We start from the raw sequence: 18,907 nt of genomic DNA on the forward strand, positions 1-18,907 counted from the left end.
TTACATAATTATAGTTCCATCGATATTCGTAAACACTCTTGCTTCCGTAGCTTGCTTATCCATAGCAGTAACAACAGTATGGTTCTTCGTATTGACAATGAGCGCCGCATCATTCGTCAGCACAAGAGAATCCCTAACTCCCTTGTTTTTAGCTTCTGTCAGTTTTTCACTAATCTTTTTCCATTGCTCGTCCGGTATTTCAATATTACGTTCTTTTAATCTTTCAGCAGCGTGCTTGCTCACCTTAAGTTGTTGATTATTTAAAACCTCTTTGAATGATGTTTGCTTTTCTTTATTACTGGCAGTTTTATCAGCATGCTTTAAGGGAATCGGTTGGTAAGTCTGATGAATTTTAGGTTGCATCATTCATCCCCGCTCTCCGGGTTTCTTACCTCCTGTATCAATGAAACGGGAACGGAAGTTCCATCACTTAATTTTAGAGAAACATTTCCATCTTTTTGACTGACGGCCTCTACCACTCCTGTTTGAATGGTGTCGCCCTCTCCTCCAGTGTCACTTTCAGAAAGATAAGAGATTTCTTTAGCAATCATATGACTATATTCAACTACCTGAGCCTGACGTCCTTCGAAAAATTCCTGGAAAGAGCTGCTCATATTAGTCATTTGCTCCAACTGAGTGAATTGAGCCATCTGAGCTACAAAGTCTTTGTCTTTCATCGGATCAAGAGGGCTCTGATTTTGCATTTGAGTCATCAGTATCTTCAAAAAATCATCTTTTCCTAGGGAACTACTTCCTGTGGAACGTTCCTGTTTCATATGATTCTCAAGATAATACGTCGAATCAATACTATTCATTTATTTCACCTACACTTTCTCATTCAGAATATCGGAGAAAGACACGGCCGACTCTTCACCTTCATCTTCTTCGAAATCTTCATCAAATTCCTGCCCGGAAGATTGTTCTTCCCCTTCATGGAAGTTTTCAGCTTCATCTTCATTCAAAAATTGCTGATTCAATGTTTGTTCTGTTTTCTCTACAACTACTTGCTGAGGAGAAAACATATGGCGCAGTTGCTGCATGTTACCTTCAAGCATTTCTTTAGCTGCCTGAGACGTAACCATGATTTTTACAGCCATTTCTCCATTGACCTGAGCAAATTTAATAGTCATATCACCAAGAGAGGAAGGTTTCAACTTGATTTGCATTTCCTGATTCCCTAACTTATCCGTGAACATCTTACTCGATTGGATCATGTCTTGAAGTTTTTGAAAAACTTGTCTTTGAGCAGGGGCTTGAGACTGCTGGTCCACCTTTATTACAAATTGCTCCACTTTTGTCATCGGTGTTTGATGACTTATTGTAGAGAGCTTATCGTTTCCGGTATTTAAAGAAGATTCTTCCATTTTAATCTTTGTTGAATGAGATAACCACTTCCCTATATCTTTGACTGTTATTTGCTGCTGATTATAAACAGTAGGAAGTTGTTGTTTGCGTTGGACATTGCGGATCAATTGTTCAAATAAAGCTTTATCTTCCGGCTTTCCAGATGATTGATTAAGAAGTGCCTGAGTATCAACTCCTTTGGATTCATTCACAAATTTCACCAACAATTCCCTTAACTCTTTCAATTGAGCATTCGTCACTTCTTTTAGAGAGGTTTTTCCTCCCTCCTGTAGTGATAAAATCCCTCGAAAGCTCTGAAAGATCTCAGTTAGTTGCTCATTGCTTGAAGCAGTCTCACCAGCAACTTTTTGGATATTCTGTTGAAACCCATGGATCCCTGTTAAAAAGTTATCTTCAAGACTTTGAGTGAATGTCTGAATATCATCGAGCACTTGAATTAAAGCGGACTTTTCACTTTCCTTCTTGCCTTCATTCAAAGTATTCAATGAATGCCTCAATTTTTCCACTAGTGCATTCCATTTCTTTGTATCTTTCTCCATCATATTCACAGTTTGCGAAGGGCTGTTGGAAAGAATCATTTCACCCAGACGAAAATCCTCTGCTGATAAGTTTTTAAGGAAGTTCAACATGCCATTTTCTCCATTAGGAGAAGACCACCCTTCACTTATCAACTCGATGACATTCAACATTGCTTCTCTTTCTTTTCCTTCAAGGTTCAATAAACTTTCCGGGAGATCACCCTGGTTTCCAGCTATTATAGCTTCTTTGACTTGAGACACTTCAGATTCAGATAAGCTTTGAAAAATCTCCATTACCTGATTATTCCCATTCATACTTTGAAATATGGATTTCCCTTGACTCAGCAATTGCTCCATTGAGCTACTACTTTTTTGCATATGCCCCTTTAATTCTTCTAAAAGCTTCATCAACTCTTCTTTTTGAGCTTTTGTAAACATTCCTTTTTCACCGGATAATGAAGCCATCAATGCTTCCTTGCTACCTTCAGACTGTTGAGTCTCTTCCATAACAAGACTTATTGCTTCTCCAAAAGCTTTTTTATTCATATTTTCGTTGATGTTGCCTTTAGTCGAGTTGGTTTTTTTTATATTCACCTGACTTGTTAACAATTCCATCATCTGCATTCATTTCACCCCCCTTCAAAAGCAATCATCTACTTATTCAACCGCCAGCCGCTCCGCTATAGTCGCGCCGATCTCCGGGTCCATTTCCGCTAAGATTTCCCCTCTCGCTTCACTACTGACTTCTCTTAAAATCTGTACAATCGTGGCTGTATCCATATTTTCAGAGAGTGCCGCGGCTCTCTCTGCATCCATTTCTTCGAAGGATCCAGCCAGCTCTCCTACACTATCTGTCGTTTCAGCTTCTTCTGAATTCTCTTCTTCTTCAGAAATACTGCTTTCTAATGTGGCTATTTCCTGTTTCAACTCTTCAATTTCATTGTCTCTGGAAGAAACCGTACCTTCGAGCTCCTGAATCTGAGCTTCGTAATCTGCCACCGTTGCCTCCAGTGACGCAATTTCCTGCTCCCCGCTTTTTTCTTCCTCAGTGGTAACTACATTGGAGACACCGGGGATTTTCTGGCCGATTTTAGCAGCCTCATCAAATACGTTGAATCCCATAATCGTCAGTACCACGATGGTCAAAGTTATTGCGAAAATCACAGGGACAATGATTACGAAAAAGAACCATTGAAACCTCCCGGAGTTGCTTTCCTGCTTTTTCTTTTTCGTTTTTGCCATGTCATCACCTGTTCACTTTGTTCGAAAATTGCTGTATGGAAATACCATCCATTTCTTTCGATTCTTCATATTTTACCCAGTTTTGAAATTCCTGCTGTTTACGGTCGATGATTTTTTCATACTTTTTAACTTCTACATAGGCTTTATCTCGCTGGTCTTCAAGGCGATTCATATTCTGCCTGGCCTTATGTACTTCAGGCTGGAGCCGGCTCACTTCTTCTTCCATGTTCTTGATTCTGGCCTGATAATAGTGAATAGAATGCAGATCCACCATCCCACTTCCCAGTTCCTGATCCACTGCAGCTTCCATATTCTCTTTTTCTTTAAGCAGATTGTAGAGGGTGGTGGCTTTCTCTTCGAATACGTCTATGGCTGACTGATACTTTTTCTGGCGCTCTTCTTTCTCCCGCTCCTGATAATCTCTCAGTTTGTGAAACGCATGAATATTCACCCTTGATCACTCCTATAAAAATAGTTCTTCCAGCTCTGCCACCGATGTTTCATAGGGAGCTTTCTCATTCATATCCTGTGATAAGAATGAATCGATCTCCGGTTGCATTTTAATGGCCTCATCAATGTTTTTGCTGCTACCCTTTTTGTAGGCACCGATCTGTATAAGCTCTTTGTTCTCCTCATATGTTGATAATAATGAACGAAGCTGGTTCGCTTTTTCTATATGAGTTGGAGACACGATCTGATTCATGACTCGGCTCACAGACCCTAAAACATCAAGAGCGGGGTAACGCCCTTGTTCTGCGATTTTCCGGTTAAGTATGAAATGACCATCCAATATCCCTCTGACTGTATCAGAGACTGGTTCATTGAGATCATCTCCATCCACTAAGACCGTATAGAAAGCAGTGATCGTCCCATTCGCACTCGTTCCTGTTCTTTCAAGTAACTTAGGAAGCATCGCGAAAACGGAAGGGGTGTACCCTTTCGTTGTCGGTGGTTCACCAGTGGCCAGACCTATCTCACGTTGGGCCATGGCTACGCGTGTCACCGAATCCATCATTAAATTCACGTCATATCCTGCTTCTCTGAAATACTCGCTGATCGCTGTAGCTGTGTAAGCTCCCTTTTGCCTCAGCAATGCAGGCTGATCCGAAGTGGCAACAACTACAATCGACCGCTTCAACCCTTCTTCTCCAAGGTCATTTTCAAGAAATTCCCTCACTTCTCTTCCACGTTCTCCAATAAGTGCTATCACATTAATATCAGCCGAACTGTTGCGGGCGATCATACCAAGGAGAGTACTTTTACCAACACCACTTCCAGCGAAGATTCCCACACGTTGCCCTTTTCCGACAGTCAACAGAGAGTCGATAGCTCTCACTCCGATTTGGATCGGAGCCCTGATCCTTGGCCTGGACAAAGGGTTCGGGGGAGACTGTTCTGTTTCGAAATTTGTGAGTCCTAAGGGATGTTCACTTCCATCCATCGGTTTTCCTGTGGCATCGAGGACAGAACCTATCAATCCTTCTCCCACTTTAATGGAAAGCGGGGCTCTCGTTGCTTCAACCAGACTGCCAGGTTTTATATCCGTCATTTCTTTGTAAGGCATGAGCAGAATGTTTTCCCCCTGAAAACCTACCACTTCAGCAGTTACCACTTCATTCTCAAGTTTTGATGGGTGGATATAACACACATCTCCCACTGAAGCCTCCGGCCCTTTCGATTCCACCATTAGTCCTACCACTCTATGGATTCTACCGTAATGCTTGTATCTCTCCACCTGATCGATTTTTTCCGTTATGGCTGATAAATCCAACTCATTCACCTTCTTTCATAACGTTCATAATCGCTTCACGGATTAGTGTGAATTGACTGTCAATGCTGGCATCCACTCTTCCAAAAGGGGATTCTATATAGCATTGATAGGGATCCTCGAAATTTTTGGCATATACGGAAAGCTGAGCCTGGCTGTCCATCATTCTGCTTAATTCTTCACGATACTTTGTAAGTTCTTCATGGAAGTGCGGATGTACATAAATAGAAATTGTCGGTTGATCAGCCACCTCTTTAATCGCCTCTTTTACAAGGGAGCGAAATTGTGACGGATCTCCTTCCAACGATTTTCCCAGGATTCTTCTGCCTGCACGCATTGCAATGTGAAGGATCTCTTCTTCAGCACTTTCCACCTTTTCTTTGTAGAGGTGTTCCGCATCAGAAATGGTTGTGTTCGCCTGGTCGATCAAGGAAGCATACTCATCCTTCCCTTCCTTCTGTCCTTCCATGAAGCCTTCCTGACGCCCTTCCATTCTCGCTTGTTCCGCAATGATACGTTTTTCTTCTTCCCATGCTTCTTTCTCCGCTTCGATTTCCTCTCTGGCTTGTCGAATCAAAGCTTCCGCTTCCTCTTTCCGTTTGACAAGCAGGGATTCTGCCTCTTCTTTCTTCGAAGCTATTTTTTCTTTTTCCTGCTCTAACACGACTTCCTCGTTTGTTTCTTTCGGTTCTTCTTTAGGGGATAAATCCCGGATTGGTATGAGACGTTTAGACAATGATGTCATCTCCTCCACCACGGGCAATCACGATTTCACCGATTTCTTCAAGTCTTCTTATCGTACCTACCACGCGCGTCTGAGCTTCTTCAACATCTCTAAGCCTGACTGGTCCCATGAACTCCATTTCCTCTTTGAAGTTTTCAGCCATACGCTGGGACATATTATTGAAAATGATTTCCTGGACTTCATCACTGGCAACTTTAAGTGACAATTGTAAGTCTTCGTTGTTTACTTCCCTGATCACTCTTTGAATCCCTCGACTGTCAAGAGTGACAATGTCTTCAAATACGAACATGCGCTTCTTGATTTCTTCCGCAAGTTCCGGATCCTGGGATTCCAGGGAATCGAGAATCGTCCGTTCCGTACTTCTATCGACACCATTCAGCACCTCTACCACTGATTCTATACCACCGGTTTCTGTATAATCGTTCGTAACAGTAGCGGAGAGCTTTTTCTCGAGGACCTGTTCCACCTGATTGATGACTTCCGGTGATGTAGAGTCCATCGTAGCGATCCTTCTTGCAATATCCGCCTGAACATCCTGGGGAAGCTCTGACAGGATTTGCCCTGCCTGGGTAGCATCCAGATACGAAAGGACCAACGCTATCGTTTGCGGGTGCTCATTCTGTATGAAGTTAAGAATTTGACCCGGGTCTGCCTTCCTCGCAAAGTCGAAGGGGCGCACCTGCAGTGAGGAGGTGAGCCGGTTCAGTATGTTGCTTGCTTCATCATTCCCCACTGCTTTCTCGAGGACCTCTTTTGCGTAAGAGATTCCCCCTTGTGAAATGTAATCCTGTGCGACAGCTATCTGATGAAACTGCTCTAGAATTTCTTCTTTTTGGGTCGCATCCACTTTCTGTACGGACGATATCTCCAGGGTCAGTTGTTCAATCTCTTCTTCACTTAAATGTTTGTATACCTGGGCAGCCACATCCGGCCCCAGAGATATCAGCAATGCTGCAGCCTTTTGTTTACCTGACAATTTCTGCTGAGGCATATTCATTCCACCCCCTTAATCTTCTGAAATCCAGGAACGCAATAACTTCGCAAAATCTTCCGGATTCTCGTTGGCCATTCGTTCCAGCTGTTTTTTCCTTCTTGTGGATTCATCATCCCGTTCTTCGATATCAGGAACCTCTTCTGGAACCCTCACTCGTTCTGTGACTTCTTCATATTCATACTCTTCTTCTTCCTCCCCATTTCGGAAAAGTCTCCATAGGAGGAATGCGACGACCAGAAGCAGAAGTCCTCCTACTATGTATACCCAGGTAGGTAACCCTGTGGCTTCATCATCAAATTCAGGGGTTCCCTGAAACTCCTGAAATATAATAGATACACTATCATCCGGGTTCACATTCTCTTCGTATTGGGTATTAATGGAAGTGTTGATCATCGAGTTCAGGACGGAATCGATACCATCCGAAACTTCCTGCTGTTCCTGCTCTGTCAATAATTCAGGTTCGCCGTTTTCGTTTTGTCCGCGAACCGTATCCACAGCCACTTGGATACCTAAGTCTCTTATTTTGAATGGACTTTCTTCAATATCTCTATAAATACGATTGAATTCGTTATTAATCGTTTCCTCAGTCATCTCATAATCCGAAGGCGCTCCCTCAGCATCAGCGGGGTAGTTCTGTATGTCCTCGTCCCCAGCACCGGCTATACCTTCTGGCACACCGCCACTATAAGCTTCTTCTATTCTCTCGATACTTACAGGCAATCCTTCCATTTCTTCGGGATCGACAGGTTCGACCAGTTCTTCCCGTCTGTTTTCCTGAGTGAAATCGATATCAGCCGTTACCGTCGTGATCGCTTTGTTTGGTCCCACCATCGCACTTAACATACGCTGAACCCGTTGTTGAATGTCCCGCTCGATTTGTTTCTTGATCGTCTGCTGCTCCGTATAGTCCGTCGCACCGGCCATAGAGTTATTGGACGATTCAGGATCATAATATTGGAAGTTCTGATCCATGATTGCGATATTCTCATTCGACAAGTTCGGCACGGACTTGGATGCAAGGTTATAAAGTGCTTCCACTTGGCCATTCTCAAGTCTATAACCAGGCTCTGTATTTACCACAATGGAAGCGGATGTCGGCTGTTTATCATCTGATACAAACACTTCTTCTTCGGGTATATTAATCATTACTTTGGCATCATTGATACCATCGATACTGCTCATAAGCGTAGCCAGCTCGGACTGCATAGCATCCAGCTTGATCATACTGAACTCATTGTCCGTCATCCCCCAGGAGACGTTATTACTGAAAAAACCGTAGTCGATATTCCCACTTTCCGGAAGCCCTGCCGCTGCGAGGTCGACAAGAAGCGATTCCGCCTGACTCTCAGGGACATGGATTGTACTTCCTCCACCGGTTATTTCATAGTTAACGCCTCTCGTATCCAGTTCAGCTTTCACCTGACCTACTTCCTGACGGGAAAGATCCTGGTAGAGAGGTACCATGTTCGTCCTCGATGAAAAGACAGTGACGGCTACTATAATGAACAGTAGGGCTATAAATGATCCGATGATTATTCCTTTTTGCCCTTTTGACCTTTCTCTCCAATAAGCAGTGACCTTTTCCTGATAATTTTTCAATTTCTCTTTCATAATAGCCCCCACAAAACCAACCGTTTATTCGTACTTATTAGTACCGTTATACTTGCATGCGCATAACTTCTTTGTATGCACTGATCACTTTGGACTGCATCTCTGTAGCAGTCGTCATCATGACACTCGCTTTTTGGGAAGTGATCATCACGTTATGGAGGTCATCAACGTCTCCCCGCGCAAGTGCTTGTGTCATTTCATTAGACTCCACTTTCGCTTTGTTGACCCCTTCGATTGCATTTTTCAAACTATCAGCGAACTGAGTGTGTACTTCATTCGGCGTCGTATCGTACGTTTCACGAATAGATGCTTGGGGTAAACCGTTTATTGATTGGACCATTTTCGTTCCCTCCTCAATTATCGACCGATTTCCAGTGCTTTCATCAGCATATTTTTGGATGCATTCATAGAAGTTACATTCGCTTCATAGGAACGAGTCGCACTCATAATGTCGACCATTTCTCTTAAAGGGTCGACATTCGGCATTTGTACATATCCATTTTCATCTGCGTCAGGATGATTAGGTTGATAAACGTTCTTGAACGGTTCATCATCCTCTGTAATCTTTGTAGCACGGACTCCTTCTCCAGGTGTTGCACTTCTGTTTGATGCCTGTTGGAGAAAGGAACGAAAAGACTTTTCCTGCGGTTGGAATGAAACCATTTTTCTTCGATACGGTTCCCATTCTCCATCTTCGTTCCTCGTAGCTCTCGTTGAGTCTGCATTGGCGATATTCGAGGACGCCACATCCATTCTCAGACGCTGAGCAGTCAGACCGCTGGCACTATTGTTGATTGCGTGAAACATACTCATTTAGGCACTCCCACCTTTAATGACACTCTCCAGAGATCTGAATTTTCCGCTTATCCGGTCGACAAGTGCCTGGTAATAGATTTGATTGTTCGCAAGTTCCGTCATTTCCTTGTCAATATCCACATTGTTGCCGTTATGGTTATATGTGGTTCCTGAGCGGACCGTCGTCCGGAACCCATTTCTCTCTCCTTGATTGAACGGCAAATGTCTGGCATTTGTTCGCGTCGCCTGAAGCTCGCCCTCCAACATTTTCCCGAAAGAAACGTCTTTCGCTTTATATCCAGGAGTATCAACATTTGAAATATTATTGGATATCGCTCTATTCTTCTCACTGGCATAATTCAATGAATTCTCGAGTACATGGAACGTATCACCGAATAATTGCATTCCTTCACCCCAACAGTTTCGTATTATGTACATTGTTCATTCTAGCGAACTTGTATTTTGTGGTCTACCAGTCCGGAGCAATAGATGACAGTATTACAGAAATAACGACAATCGACCTACTACCTCCGAATTAAGACCTCCTCTTAGAATCGGGTTCTTCTTATCGTCATTTTCCCACAATTTTTAATAAAAATAAACATTTTTCTGGAATATTTTTTAAAAGTTAATATTTTTGCTAATAAAAAAGCTATGTTATTAATAACATAGCTTTTGAAGTAATCAATTAGTTTTAAGTCTTTGCAGTTCCAGCAGGAAGTTATCATTCAGGACTTTGATATACGTCCCTTTCATACCGAGTGAGCGTGATTCAATGACTCCGGCACTCTCTAGTTTTCTTAGGGCGTTCACAATAACGGACCTAGTAATTCCGACACGGTCGGCGATTTTACTGGCTACAAGCAATCCTTCGTTTCCTTCCAGCTCTTCAAAGATATGTTCAATAGCTTCCAGTTCACTGTAGGAAAGGGAACTGATTGCCATTTGAACCACGGCTTTGTTACGAGCTTCTTCTTCGATTTCTTCCGCTTTTTCATGAAGGATTTCCATTCCGACGACTGTCGATCCGTACTCGGCAAGCAAGAGATCGTCTTCGTTGAAGCTTTGATCGAGTCTGCTCAGAATTAACGTTCCAAGGCGTTGTCCTCCGCCGATGATAGGACACACAGTTGTGAGACCCTCTTCGAAAAGATCTCTATTCTCTTCAGGGAAAGCTGTGTATTTACTATCAATATCGATATTGGCTGTTGTCTCCTGAATATTGAAGAGACTTTCTGTATACTCCTGTGGAAACTGTCGATTCGAAAGCATCGCTTTCATTCTTTCATTTTCGATTTCCTGCTTGATGGCGAATCCAAGAAGTTTTCCTCTTCTACTTACAACGAAAATATTAGCTCCGATCACATCTCTGAGTGTTTGGGACATGTCATTGAAATCCACTGATTTTCCGGTGGTCGTCTGAAGCATTGCATTGATTTTACGGGTGCGTTCTAGTAAGTTCATTGTTAATTCCTCCTGTTTATAGTATAAATCTGCTTAAATCCTTATCCTCGACAATGGCAGACAGCTTACTGTCCACGTACTGAGGGGTGATTTCTATCGTTTCCATGGTGACATCAGGAGCTTCAAAAGAAAGATCTTCAAGTAATTTCTCAAGAATCGTATGAAGTCTTCTGGCCCCTATATTATCTGTTGCTCTATTTACATCAGCTGCAATCTCTGCGAGCCTCGTTACAGCTTCATCCGTGAACGTAACGTTGATGCCTTCTGTTTCGAGAAGGGCTTTATATTGCTTCAACAGAGCATTCTTCGGCTCTTTGAGAATCTTCTCGAAGTCTTCGACAGATAACTTTTCCAATTCGACGCGAATCGGAAATCTTCCTTGAAGTTCAGGAATAAGGTCCGAGGGTTTCGACATATGAAAAGCACCAGCAGCAATGAACAGGATATGGTTCGTCGAGACTGCTCCATGCTTGGTCATAATGGTAGAACCTTCAACGATCGGTAGAATGTCTCTTTGCACACCTTCTCTTGAAACATTCCCCTGCGATTCGCCCTTAGCAGCAACCTTGTCGATCTCGTCGATGAATATCATACCAGATTGCTCGACGCGTTCGACCGCTTCCTCGGAAACTTCATCCATATCTATCAGCTTCTGGGCTTCTTCTTGTTTCAATACTTGCCTGGCTTCCTTTACCGGAAGTTTACGGCTCTTTTTTTTCTTCGGCATGAACTGGCTGAAGGCATCCTGCATGTTCATCCCCATCTGTTCCATACCTGACCCCTGGAACATATCAAACATCCCTGCCTGAGACTCCTCGACTTCAATAGTTACCATCTTATCCTCAAGTTCACCGTTCTTCAATTGATATTCGATAGTGCTGCGTTTGTTTTTTATATCCTGCTCTTCGCCTTTTTCCGGTTCCTCTTCGTCTTCAGGACCCTGATTAAAGAGCATTTCAAATGGGTTTTTCATAGAAGGAGCCTGCTTCTCTTTCCTGGAAGGAACGAGAAGTTTCACAAGACGCTTGTTGGCTTGTTCTATAGCCTTCTCTTCCACTCCTTCCATTTTCTCTTCTTTCACCATGCGCATCGATGCTTCCACCAAGTCACGAACCATTGACTCTACATCTCTACCAACATAGCCGACTTCCGTAAACTTCGTAGCCTCTACCTTTATAAAGGGAGCATTGGTCAACTTGGCGAGACGTCTGGCGACTTCCGTCTTTCCTACTCCTGTAGGTCCGATCATCAGGATGTTTTTGGGTACAATTTCATTCCTTAAGTCATCATCCAATTGCATTCTGCGATATCTGTTACGCAAAGCTACAGCTACAGATTTCTTCGCTTCCTGTTGACCAATTATATATTTGTCCAGCTTCTCTACGATGGTACGTGGTGTCAAATTAACAGACAACTCCACCCCTCCTTTATTCAAGTACTTGCAGTGTCAATTCATCATTCGTGAAGACACAGATTTCACCGGCTATTTTCAGGGAAGCTTCGGCGATCTCTTCAGCAGTCTTTTCCGGAGAATAGCGTTTGAGAGCTCTACCTGCACTCAACGCAAAATTCCCGCCGGAGCCGATAGCTAAAATCTGGTCATCCGGTTCAATCACCTCTCCTGTCCCTGATAAAAGAAACATCTGATTTTTGTCCATTACAATCAACATCGCTTCCAGTTTCCTAAGCATCCGATCGCTACGCCACTCTTTGGCGAGCTCTACAGCGGCACGCGCAAGATTTCCATCAAAGGATTCGAGCTTCGCTTCAAACTTTTCGAAAAGCGTAAAAGCATCAGCTACAGACCCTGCAAATCCAGCAAGAACCTTACCACCAAAAAGCTTACGTACCTTGGTAGCCTTGTGTTTCATAACGACCTGATTCCCGAGTGTGACTTGACCGTCTCCGCACATGGCACTTTGACCATTATGCCGGACAGCGAATATCGTTGTTGCATGAAATGACTCTTCCATATCTTCCACCTCACTTTTTTGCTCTTGGATGACTGTTTAGATATACATCCCTTAATCTATCTTTGGATACATGAGTATAAACTTGCGTACTCGATAAATGCTCATGACCCAGCAATTCCTGAACCGACCGCAGATCAGCTCCTTCATTCAACAAATGGGTAGCGAAGGAGTGTCTCATTTTATGGGGATGGATATCCACCGTTAGTGATGCTTCTTTTACAAGTTTATCAAGGATTGTACGAATCCCTCTTGGAGTAATTGCTTTTCCTCTATTGTTCAAAAATACTTTCGTTGTCTTTTCATTGCTTTTCGTCAAAAGCTCGGAACGTCCATTTTCGATATAGGCCTTAAGTGCATCCTGGGCATACTGTCCAAAAGGGACGTACCTCTCTTTCCGACCTTTCCCTGTTACCAATATCGTCGATAATTGAAAATCTATACGTTCCATTTCTAAATCAGCACATTCACTTACTCGTATACCTGTACCATATAACAGTTCGAGGATGGCAAGGTTTCTTTGACCCAAGGGTGTAGAAGGGTCCGCAGCTTTGAATAACTCTTCCATTTCTTCCTCATAAAAAAACTGAGGAATGTACTGATCCTCTTTCGGGAGACGTACGTCCATCATCGGACTTTTCCCTACGCCCTCTTCCCTTTCAATGAATCTGAAAAACCCTCTCAGGGAAGATAACTTCCTTGATACAGAACGCCGCGAAAGCCCATTGTCGTATAATTGCGACAAATACAGACGGATCACTCCCATTTCTATCTCATCGATACCGTCAACCACTTCCTTTTCCAGAAATGCAGCGAACTCTTGTAGGTCATTCTTATACATATGTATCGTATGAGGCGAAGCATTCTTTTCAATCTGTAAATACTCTATATACTGACGAAGCCAATCTTCATATTCAGGCACAATGGACCCCCTCACAAAACGATTAAATTCTATCATTATCTTCAGGAAAAAACAATATATTTAATAAAATTGTAACAAAATTCTGAATTGTCGCTGACTACATACATTTTACCACAAGCGCTTATTATATAGAAGCGTTCCGCTACTGTCAACGCACAAAGTCGTAAACGACAACTTTCCTTCTCCATAAAAAAAGCCCGGCTATGCCGGACCTTTATTTTTGCTGTAATTCTTCTTTATAGTCACACTCTGTACACTGTATCTGGTTTCCTTTTTTCAAACGTTTCTCTACGAGCAGAGATTCACATTTTGGACAAGGTCTGCTGATCGGCTTATCCCAGGAAATGAAATCACAATCAGGGTATCGTTCACAACCGAAGAATTTACGATTTTTCTTACTTTTCCTCTCAACGATTTCACCTTCGTTACACTTCGGACATGTAACATCGATCTTCTTGAGAATCGGTTTCGTATTCCTGCATTCCGGAAAGTTGGAACAAGCCAAAAATTGACCGTATCTTCCCATTTTATAAACCATTTCATGACCGCATTTCTCACAAGTGATACCCGCGGGTTCATCTTTGATCTCGATTTCTTCCATTTCTTTTTCTGCTTTCTCGAGTCTTGGTTCGAACCCATTATAGAACTCCCGAAGCACTTCGATCCAATCCTCTTCGCCGTCTTCGATACTATCGAGGTCATCTTCCATTTTCTTTGTGAATTCGACGTCGAGAATCTCCGGGAAGTACTGGAGAAGTTGTTCGAGGACAATTTCCCCGAGCTCAGTAGGGATGAACCGCTTATTATCAAGTGAGACGTACCCTCTGCGTTGAATCGTATCAAGGGTAGGAGCATAGGTAGAAGGACGCCCGATCCCTAGCTCTTCGAGTGTCCGGACGAGCCTTGCTTCCGTATATCTCGGAGGTGGCTGAGTAAAATGCTGGTTCGGTTCGATCTTATCAGCCTCTACAGTCATGCCTTCTTCGAGATGTGGGAGCTGCTTGTTTTTATCATCTTTCTTATCGTCTTTGCCTTCAACGTATACTTTCATAAACCCTTTGAACTTGATTTCGGAGCCCGTAGCACGGAATTCTACCCCTTCATTGTATAGATGAACAGTCATCGTATCCATCACCGCCGGAGCCATCTGGCTTGCCACGAACCGCTCCCAAATCAACTTGTAGAGACGGTGCTGGTCTCTTGATAGCATCTTTTTGAGGTTGGTGGGCTCACGCAAGGTTGATGTTGGTCGAATAGCTTCGTGAGCATCCTGAGCCCCTTCTTTCTTCTTTTCGTTCTTCTTCGACCCTGCACTATACTCTTCTCCGTATTCTTCAAGAATATAATCCAGAGCCTCTGACTTCGCGGTATCAGAAATGCGTGTAGAATCTGTACGCATATATGTGATCAGGCCTGCTGTTCCCTGTTTTCCGCCAAGGTCTACCCCTTCATAAAGTTGCTGGGCGATCATCATCGTTTTCTTTGCACGGAAATTCAGCTTTCTTGCCGCTTCCTGCTGGAGCGAAGAAGTGGTGAAAGGAGAGGCAGGGTTCCTTCTCCTCTCTTTCTTATTCACTTTCTGAATGCTGAATTTATTTCCGTCCATCTGCTCCTGGATCTTTTTGACGTCTTCTTCGGAGCTGAGCTTTCGCTTTTCACCGTCCACTCCGTAAAACGACCCCTCAAAGGTTTCTTTACCTTTCAGAAAGTCCGCTTCAATGGACCAGTATTCTTCAGGTGTGAAATTATTGATTTCCTTTTCACGGTCGATGATCAGTTTCACCGCTACGGATTGCACCCTCCCGGCACTGAGTCCTTTCTTGACTTTCTTCCATAGTATAGGGCTGATATTATAGCCGACGAGCCTGTCGAGAATTCTACGTGCCTGTTGGGCTCTTACCAGGTCATCGTTTATCGTCCTGGGATTTTTGAAAGACTCTTTGACCGCTTCTTTCGTAATCTCGTTGAAAACGACACGACATTCACTGTTTTCGTCTATGTTAAGACTGTGAGCCAAGTGCCAGGCGATTGCTTCCCCTTCACGGTCGGGGTCGGCAGCGAGATATACTTTTTTCGCTTTCTTGGCTGCTGTCTTCAATTCTTTTAAAACTGGACCCTTGCCCCGGATTGTAATATATTTCGGATTAAAATCATCTTCCACATCGACACCCATCTGACTTTTCGGTAAATCACGGACATGTCCTAGTGAAGCTTTCACTTTATATTTTTTTCCTAAATATCGTTCGATTGTTTTGGCTTTAGCAGGTGATTCCACAATTACGAGATAGTCTGCCATGTACGAGCCTCCCATAGAGGTTTTGATAAAGTAAATCTTCCTTATTATTAAATAGATAGAAACTGTTTGTCAAACAGAGTCATCCCTTTGAGCGTTGTTCAGGTACAAGTATATCGTGATGAGTATGAACGATCTTCGCTCCCTGATCAATGATAAAGTGACATCCTTCACTTGTTTCACTGCCTACCGGACCGGGAAAGGCATAGACTTCTTTTCCCTGCTCCAGAGCCTGATCCACCGTAATCATCGTACCACTCTTCATTCGTGCTTCTACCACCACCGTAGCGTCACTCAATCCTGAAATGAGTCTATTCCTCTCAGGAAAGTGATACTTTTCGGGAGCAATATGTGGCGCATGTTCGCTCAAAACCAGTTCTTCGGTCATCAACCTCTGGTAGAGAGTAAGGTCATTTTTAGGGTAGACCTTATTGAATCCTGACCCGAGAATTGCAATCGTACGTCCCCCGTTTTTGATAGCCAATTGATGGGCAAACTGGTCTACTCCTTGGGCCATTCCACTGACGAGGCAATGGGTTTCGACCATAGGAAGAAAGATCTTCTTCATCGCTGGCAATGCATAAGAAGACGGTTTTCTAGTACCTATCACACTTATACGCCGGTTATGTTCAAGTAATGAAAGGTCCCCGGACGCATATAGAACAAGCGGAGGGTCCGGAATCCTTTTCAATGCATCCGGATACTTGCGGTCTATAATGGTGAGTACGTGGAACCTGCGAAGGGCTTCGGATAATGTACGATTTACAAACGCATCTGAAACATGGTTCCTGATTTTGTTTGCACGTTCGACAGGAAGGGATAATTGATGGTGCCAGCGTTCGGGGGGAGAGTGAATAAATGTTGAAAGAGAAGGGTCTTGCCTGATCATCTGCTTCAGCAGACGCCTCGTTACATTAGGGGAGCTTTGCAATAGTAGTAGATTCCAGATATCGTCCATCACACACCTCATTCACTATTATTAAGTTTTAAAAATATAGAGAAGGGAGCATATCCCTTCTCTATGAATCATTAATGCGTCTTACATTTATCATAAAGATCATTCTTTTTCAGTACATCAATCAACGTCTCTCCCATTACAGAAGGCGTCTCAGCTACTCCGATGCCACACTCGTTCATGACGCGGATCTTCTCATCAGCTGTACCTTTTCCACCTGAAATGATGGCTCCTGCGTGGCCCATACGTTTACCGGGAGGGGCTGTACGTCCGCCGATGAACCCGACAACAGGTTTATCCATATTGGATTTCACCCATTCAGCAGCCTCTTCTTCAGCTGTACCACCGATTTCACCGATCATAATTACTGCCTCCGTATCATCATCCTCCTGAAATGCTTTCAGAACATCAATGAAGTCCGTTCCGTTAACTGGATCTCCACCGATTCCGACAGCTGTGGACTGACCGATTCCAGCCTCAGAGAGCTGATGAACCGCTTCATACGTCAACGTACCGGAACGGGATACGACCCCTACATGTCCTTTTTTATGGATGTATCCCGGCATGATGCCGATTTTACACTCATCCGGTGTAATGACACCTGGACAGTTCGGACCTACGAGACGCGTTTTCTTCCCTTCCATGTAACGCTTCACTTTGATCATATCCTGAACCGGAATATGCTCCGTGATACAGATGGCGATATCCATTTCAGAATCAGTCGCTTCCATAATTGCATCAGCAGCAAAAGGAGCCGGTACGTAGATGACAGAAGCATTTGCTCCTGTACTTTTCACAGCTTCTTCGACCGTGTTGAAGACGGGCACTCCTTCAACTTCTGTACCGCCTTTACCCGGTGTTACTCCGCCGACGATTTGCGTACCGTATTCAAGCATCTGTTTCGCATGGAACAACGCTGTAGACCCGGTAATACCCTGGACAATCACTTTTGTATTTTTATCAATATATACACTCATCCTATTCCCGCCTTTCTACTTTACAAGTTCTACGATTTTTTGTGCACCGTTAGCCATAGAATCTGCAGACGTAATATTCAGTCCGGATTCTTCAAGTATTCGCTTACCTTCTTTGACGTTCGTACCTTCGAGTCTCACAACAAGAGGAAGCGTCAGACCTACTTCCTTCGTAGCTGCTACAATTCCTTCGGCGATGACATCGCACTTCATGATTCCCCCGAAGATGTTAACGAAAATACCGTTCACATTTTCATCGGAAAGGATCAATTTGAATGCACCTGTAACCTTCTCTGTTGTAGCTCCGCCCCCAACGTCAAGGAAGTTTGCGGGTTCTCCGCCATAGTGCTTGATGGTATCCATCGTCGCCATTGCAAGTCCGGCACCGTTGACCATGCAACCGATGTCTCCGTCAAGAGCGATATAGCTGAGATCGTATTTAGACGCTTCGATCTCTTTCGGATCCTCTTCGTCAAGGTCTCTCAAGTCCGCAATATCTTTCTGACGGAAAAGAGCGTTGTCATCAAAATTCAGTTTGGAATCAAGGGCAAGAACTTCTCCATCTCCTGTAGTGACAAGCGGGTTGATTTCCGCAATGGAACAATCCTTTTTCACAAAGACGTCATAAAGTCCAAGCATAAATTTAACCGCTTTCGAGAGCGATTCTTTCGGAATGTTGATATTGAAAGCCAGACGACGTGCCTGGAATGGAGTGAGGCCAGTAACCGGGTCGATCACTTCTTTGAAGATTTTCTCCGGCGTTTCTTCTGCCACCTCTTCAATTTCAGTTCCGCCTTCCTCGGATGCCATCATTGTAATACGGCTGGTATTACGATCGAGAACAAGTCCTACGTAATATTCGTTTTGAATATCACAGCCTTCTTCGATCAGTAAGCGCTTTACTTCTTTCCCTTCAGAACCTGTCTGGTGAGTTACGAGCGTCTTGCCGAGTAGTTCTTCCGCATATGTACGAACGTCATCCAGACTTTTCGCTATTTTCACTCCACCCGCTTTGCCTCGTCCACCGGCATGGATTTGAGCTTTTACGACTGTTACATCAGAGCCGAGTTTCTCCGCGGCTTCAACAGCTTCGTCGACATTATAAGCAACGTGGCCATTCGGTACGGCTACGCCGAAATCGCGCATGATTTGTTTTCCCTGATACTCATGAATGTTCATGTTTCATCCTCCCATCATTTTCTACTGCAAGTCTCATTGTATATAAAGTGAGCTTCCATTGTCTACAGTTATACAAGGATATGTCGAAAATTTCAAACGTTCCAGCTCACGG

The 18,907-nt window shown here is 43.7% G+C and carries 20 protein-coding genes; all 20 read right to left on the bottom strand.

Translation table 11 applies throughout. The annotated features are described in order from the left end of the window. A complete protein-coding gene (locus BLQ44_RS02485) occupies positions 1 to 366 on the bottom strand; it encodes a TIGR02530 family flagellar biosynthesis protein (protein WP_322787512.1) in 366 nt (121 codons plus the stop codon). Then, entirely contained in the window at positions 363 to 815 is a 453-nt protein-coding gene (flgD, locus tag BLQ44_RS02490; RefSeq protein ID WP_093191678.1) for a flagellar hook assembly protein FlgD, read from the bottom strand. Before flgD ends, BLQ44_RS02485 begins: the two co-directional genes overlap by 4 nt. 9 nt (positions 816 to 824) lie before the next feature. Further along, positions 825 to 2,507: a flagellar hook-length control protein FliK gene (locus BLQ44_RS02495; RefSeq protein WP_093191682.1), complete on the bottom strand. Its 1,683-nt coding sequence runs from the start codon at positions 2,505 to 2,507 to the stop codon at positions 825 to 827. A 33-nt stretch (positions 2,508 to 2,540) separates the two neighbouring features. Beyond that, positions 2,541 to 3,125: a MotE family protein gene (locus BLQ44_RS02500; protein ID WP_093191685.1), complete on the bottom strand. Its 585-nt coding sequence runs from the start codon at positions 3,123 to 3,125 to the stop codon at positions 2,541 to 2,543. A 4-nt stretch (positions 3,126 to 3,129) separates the two neighbouring features. After that, the gene (gene fliJ, locus BLQ44_RS02505) at positions 3,130 to 3,576 is read right to left on the bottom strand and encodes a flagellar export protein FliJ (RefSeq protein ID WP_093191688.1); all 447 of its coding nucleotides are present in this window, start codon (positions 3,574 to 3,576) and stop codon (positions 3,130 to 3,132) included. 12 nt (positions 3,577 to 3,588) lie between these two features. Then, on the bottom strand, positions 3,589 to 4,896 hold the full coding sequence (gene fliI, locus BLQ44_RS02510; protein WP_093191691.1) for a flagellar protein export ATPase FliI: 1,308 nt from the start codon (positions 4,894 to 4,896) through the stop codon (positions 3,589 to 3,591). 1 nt (position 4,897) lies between these two features. Next, positions 4,898 to 5,629 carry a flagellar assembly protein FliH gene (gene fliH / locus BLQ44_RS02515; protein ID WP_176757398.1) on the bottom strand — a complete coding sequence of 244 codons (732 nt, stop codon included), beginning with the start codon at positions 5,627 to 5,629 and terminating at the stop codon, positions 4,898 to 4,900. Then, on the bottom strand, positions 5,622 to 6,629 hold the full coding sequence (fliG, locus tag BLQ44_RS02520; RefSeq protein WP_093191698.1) for a flagellar motor switch protein FliG: 1,008 nt from the start codon (positions 6,627 to 6,629) through the stop codon (positions 5,622 to 5,624). The genes fliH and fliG overlap by 8 nt, the downstream gene beginning before the upstream one ends. 15 nt (positions 6,630 to 6,644) lie before the next feature. After that, entirely contained in the window at positions 6,645 to 8,243 is a 1,599-nt protein-coding gene (fliF, locus tag BLQ44_RS02525; RefSeq protein ID WP_093191701.1) for a flagellar basal-body MS-ring/collar protein FliF, read from the bottom strand. A 46-nt stretch (positions 8,244 to 8,289) separates the two neighbouring features. Continuing rightward, on the bottom strand, positions 8,290 to 8,583 hold the full coding sequence (fliE, locus tag BLQ44_RS02530) for a flagellar hook-basal body complex protein FliE (protein ID WP_093191703.1): 294 nt from the start codon (positions 8,581 to 8,583) through the stop codon (positions 8,290 to 8,292). Between the two features lie 17 nt (positions 8,584 to 8,600). Further along, positions 8,601 to 9,056 (bottom strand): flagellar basal body rod protein FlgC, encoded by a 456-nt coding sequence (gene flgC / locus BLQ44_RS02535; protein ID WP_093191706.1) that lies wholly within the window; start codon positions 9,054 to 9,056, stop codon positions 8,601 to 8,603. Continuing rightward, positions 9,057 to 9,443, bottom strand: coding sequence for a flagellar basal body rod protein FlgB (flgB, locus tag BLQ44_RS02540; protein WP_093191709.1), 387 nt, complete (start codon positions 9,441 to 9,443; stop codon positions 9,057 to 9,059). Between the two features lie 279 nt (positions 9,444 to 9,722). Next, a complete protein-coding gene (gene codY / locus BLQ44_RS02545; RefSeq protein WP_093191711.1) occupies positions 9,723 to 10,502 on the bottom strand; it encodes a GTP-sensing pleiotropic transcriptional regulator CodY in 780 nt (259 codons plus the stop codon). 16 nt (positions 10,503 to 10,518) lie between these two features. After that, complete coding sequence (gene hslU, locus BLQ44_RS02550) at positions 10,519 to 11,916, bottom strand: ATP-dependent protease ATPase subunit HslU (protein WP_093191714.1); 1,398 nt, start codon at positions 11,914 to 11,916, stop codon at positions 10,519 to 10,521. Positions 11,917 to 11,929: 13 nt separating this feature from the next. Next, complete coding sequence (hslV, locus tag BLQ44_RS02555; protein WP_093191718.1) at positions 11,930 to 12,475, bottom strand: ATP-dependent protease subunit HslV; 546 nt, start codon at positions 12,473 to 12,475, stop codon at positions 11,930 to 11,932. A 10-nt stretch (positions 12,476 to 12,485) separates the two neighbouring features. After that, a complete protein-coding gene (gene xerC, locus BLQ44_RS02560; protein ID WP_093191721.1) occupies positions 12,486 to 13,394 on the bottom strand; it encodes a tyrosine recombinase XerC in 909 nt (302 codons plus the stop codon). 214 nt (positions 13,395 to 13,608) lie between these two features. Further along, a complete protein-coding gene (topA, locus tag BLQ44_RS02565) occupies positions 13,609 to 15,690 on the bottom strand; it encodes a type I DNA topoisomerase (RefSeq protein WP_093191724.1) in 2,082 nt (693 codons plus the stop codon). A 79-nt stretch (positions 15,691 to 15,769) separates the two neighbouring features. After that, a complete protein-coding gene (gene dprA / locus BLQ44_RS02570) occupies positions 15,770 to 16,645 on the bottom strand; it encodes a DNA-processing protein DprA (RefSeq protein WP_093191728.1) in 876 nt (291 codons plus the stop codon). 71 nt (positions 16,646 to 16,716) lie between these two features. Next, positions 16,717 to 17,619 (bottom strand): succinate--CoA ligase subunit alpha, encoded by a 903-nt coding sequence (gene sucD, locus BLQ44_RS02575; RefSeq protein WP_093191731.1) that lies wholly within the window; start codon positions 17,617 to 17,619, stop codon positions 16,717 to 16,719. Between the two features lie 15 nt (positions 17,620 to 17,634). Further along, a complete protein-coding gene (sucC, locus tag BLQ44_RS02580) occupies positions 17,635 to 18,795 on the bottom strand; it encodes an ADP-forming succinate--CoA ligase subunit beta (protein WP_093191734.1) in 1,161 nt (386 codons plus the stop codon). Between the last annotated feature and the right edge of the window lie 112 nt (positions 18,796 to 18,907).

The organism is Salimicrobium halophilum (genome assembly GCF_900100295.1).
In the GTDB taxonomy this organism is placed as follows: domain Bacteria; phylum Bacillota; class Bacilli; order Bacillales; family Halobacillaceae; genus Salimicrobium; species Salimicrobium halophilum.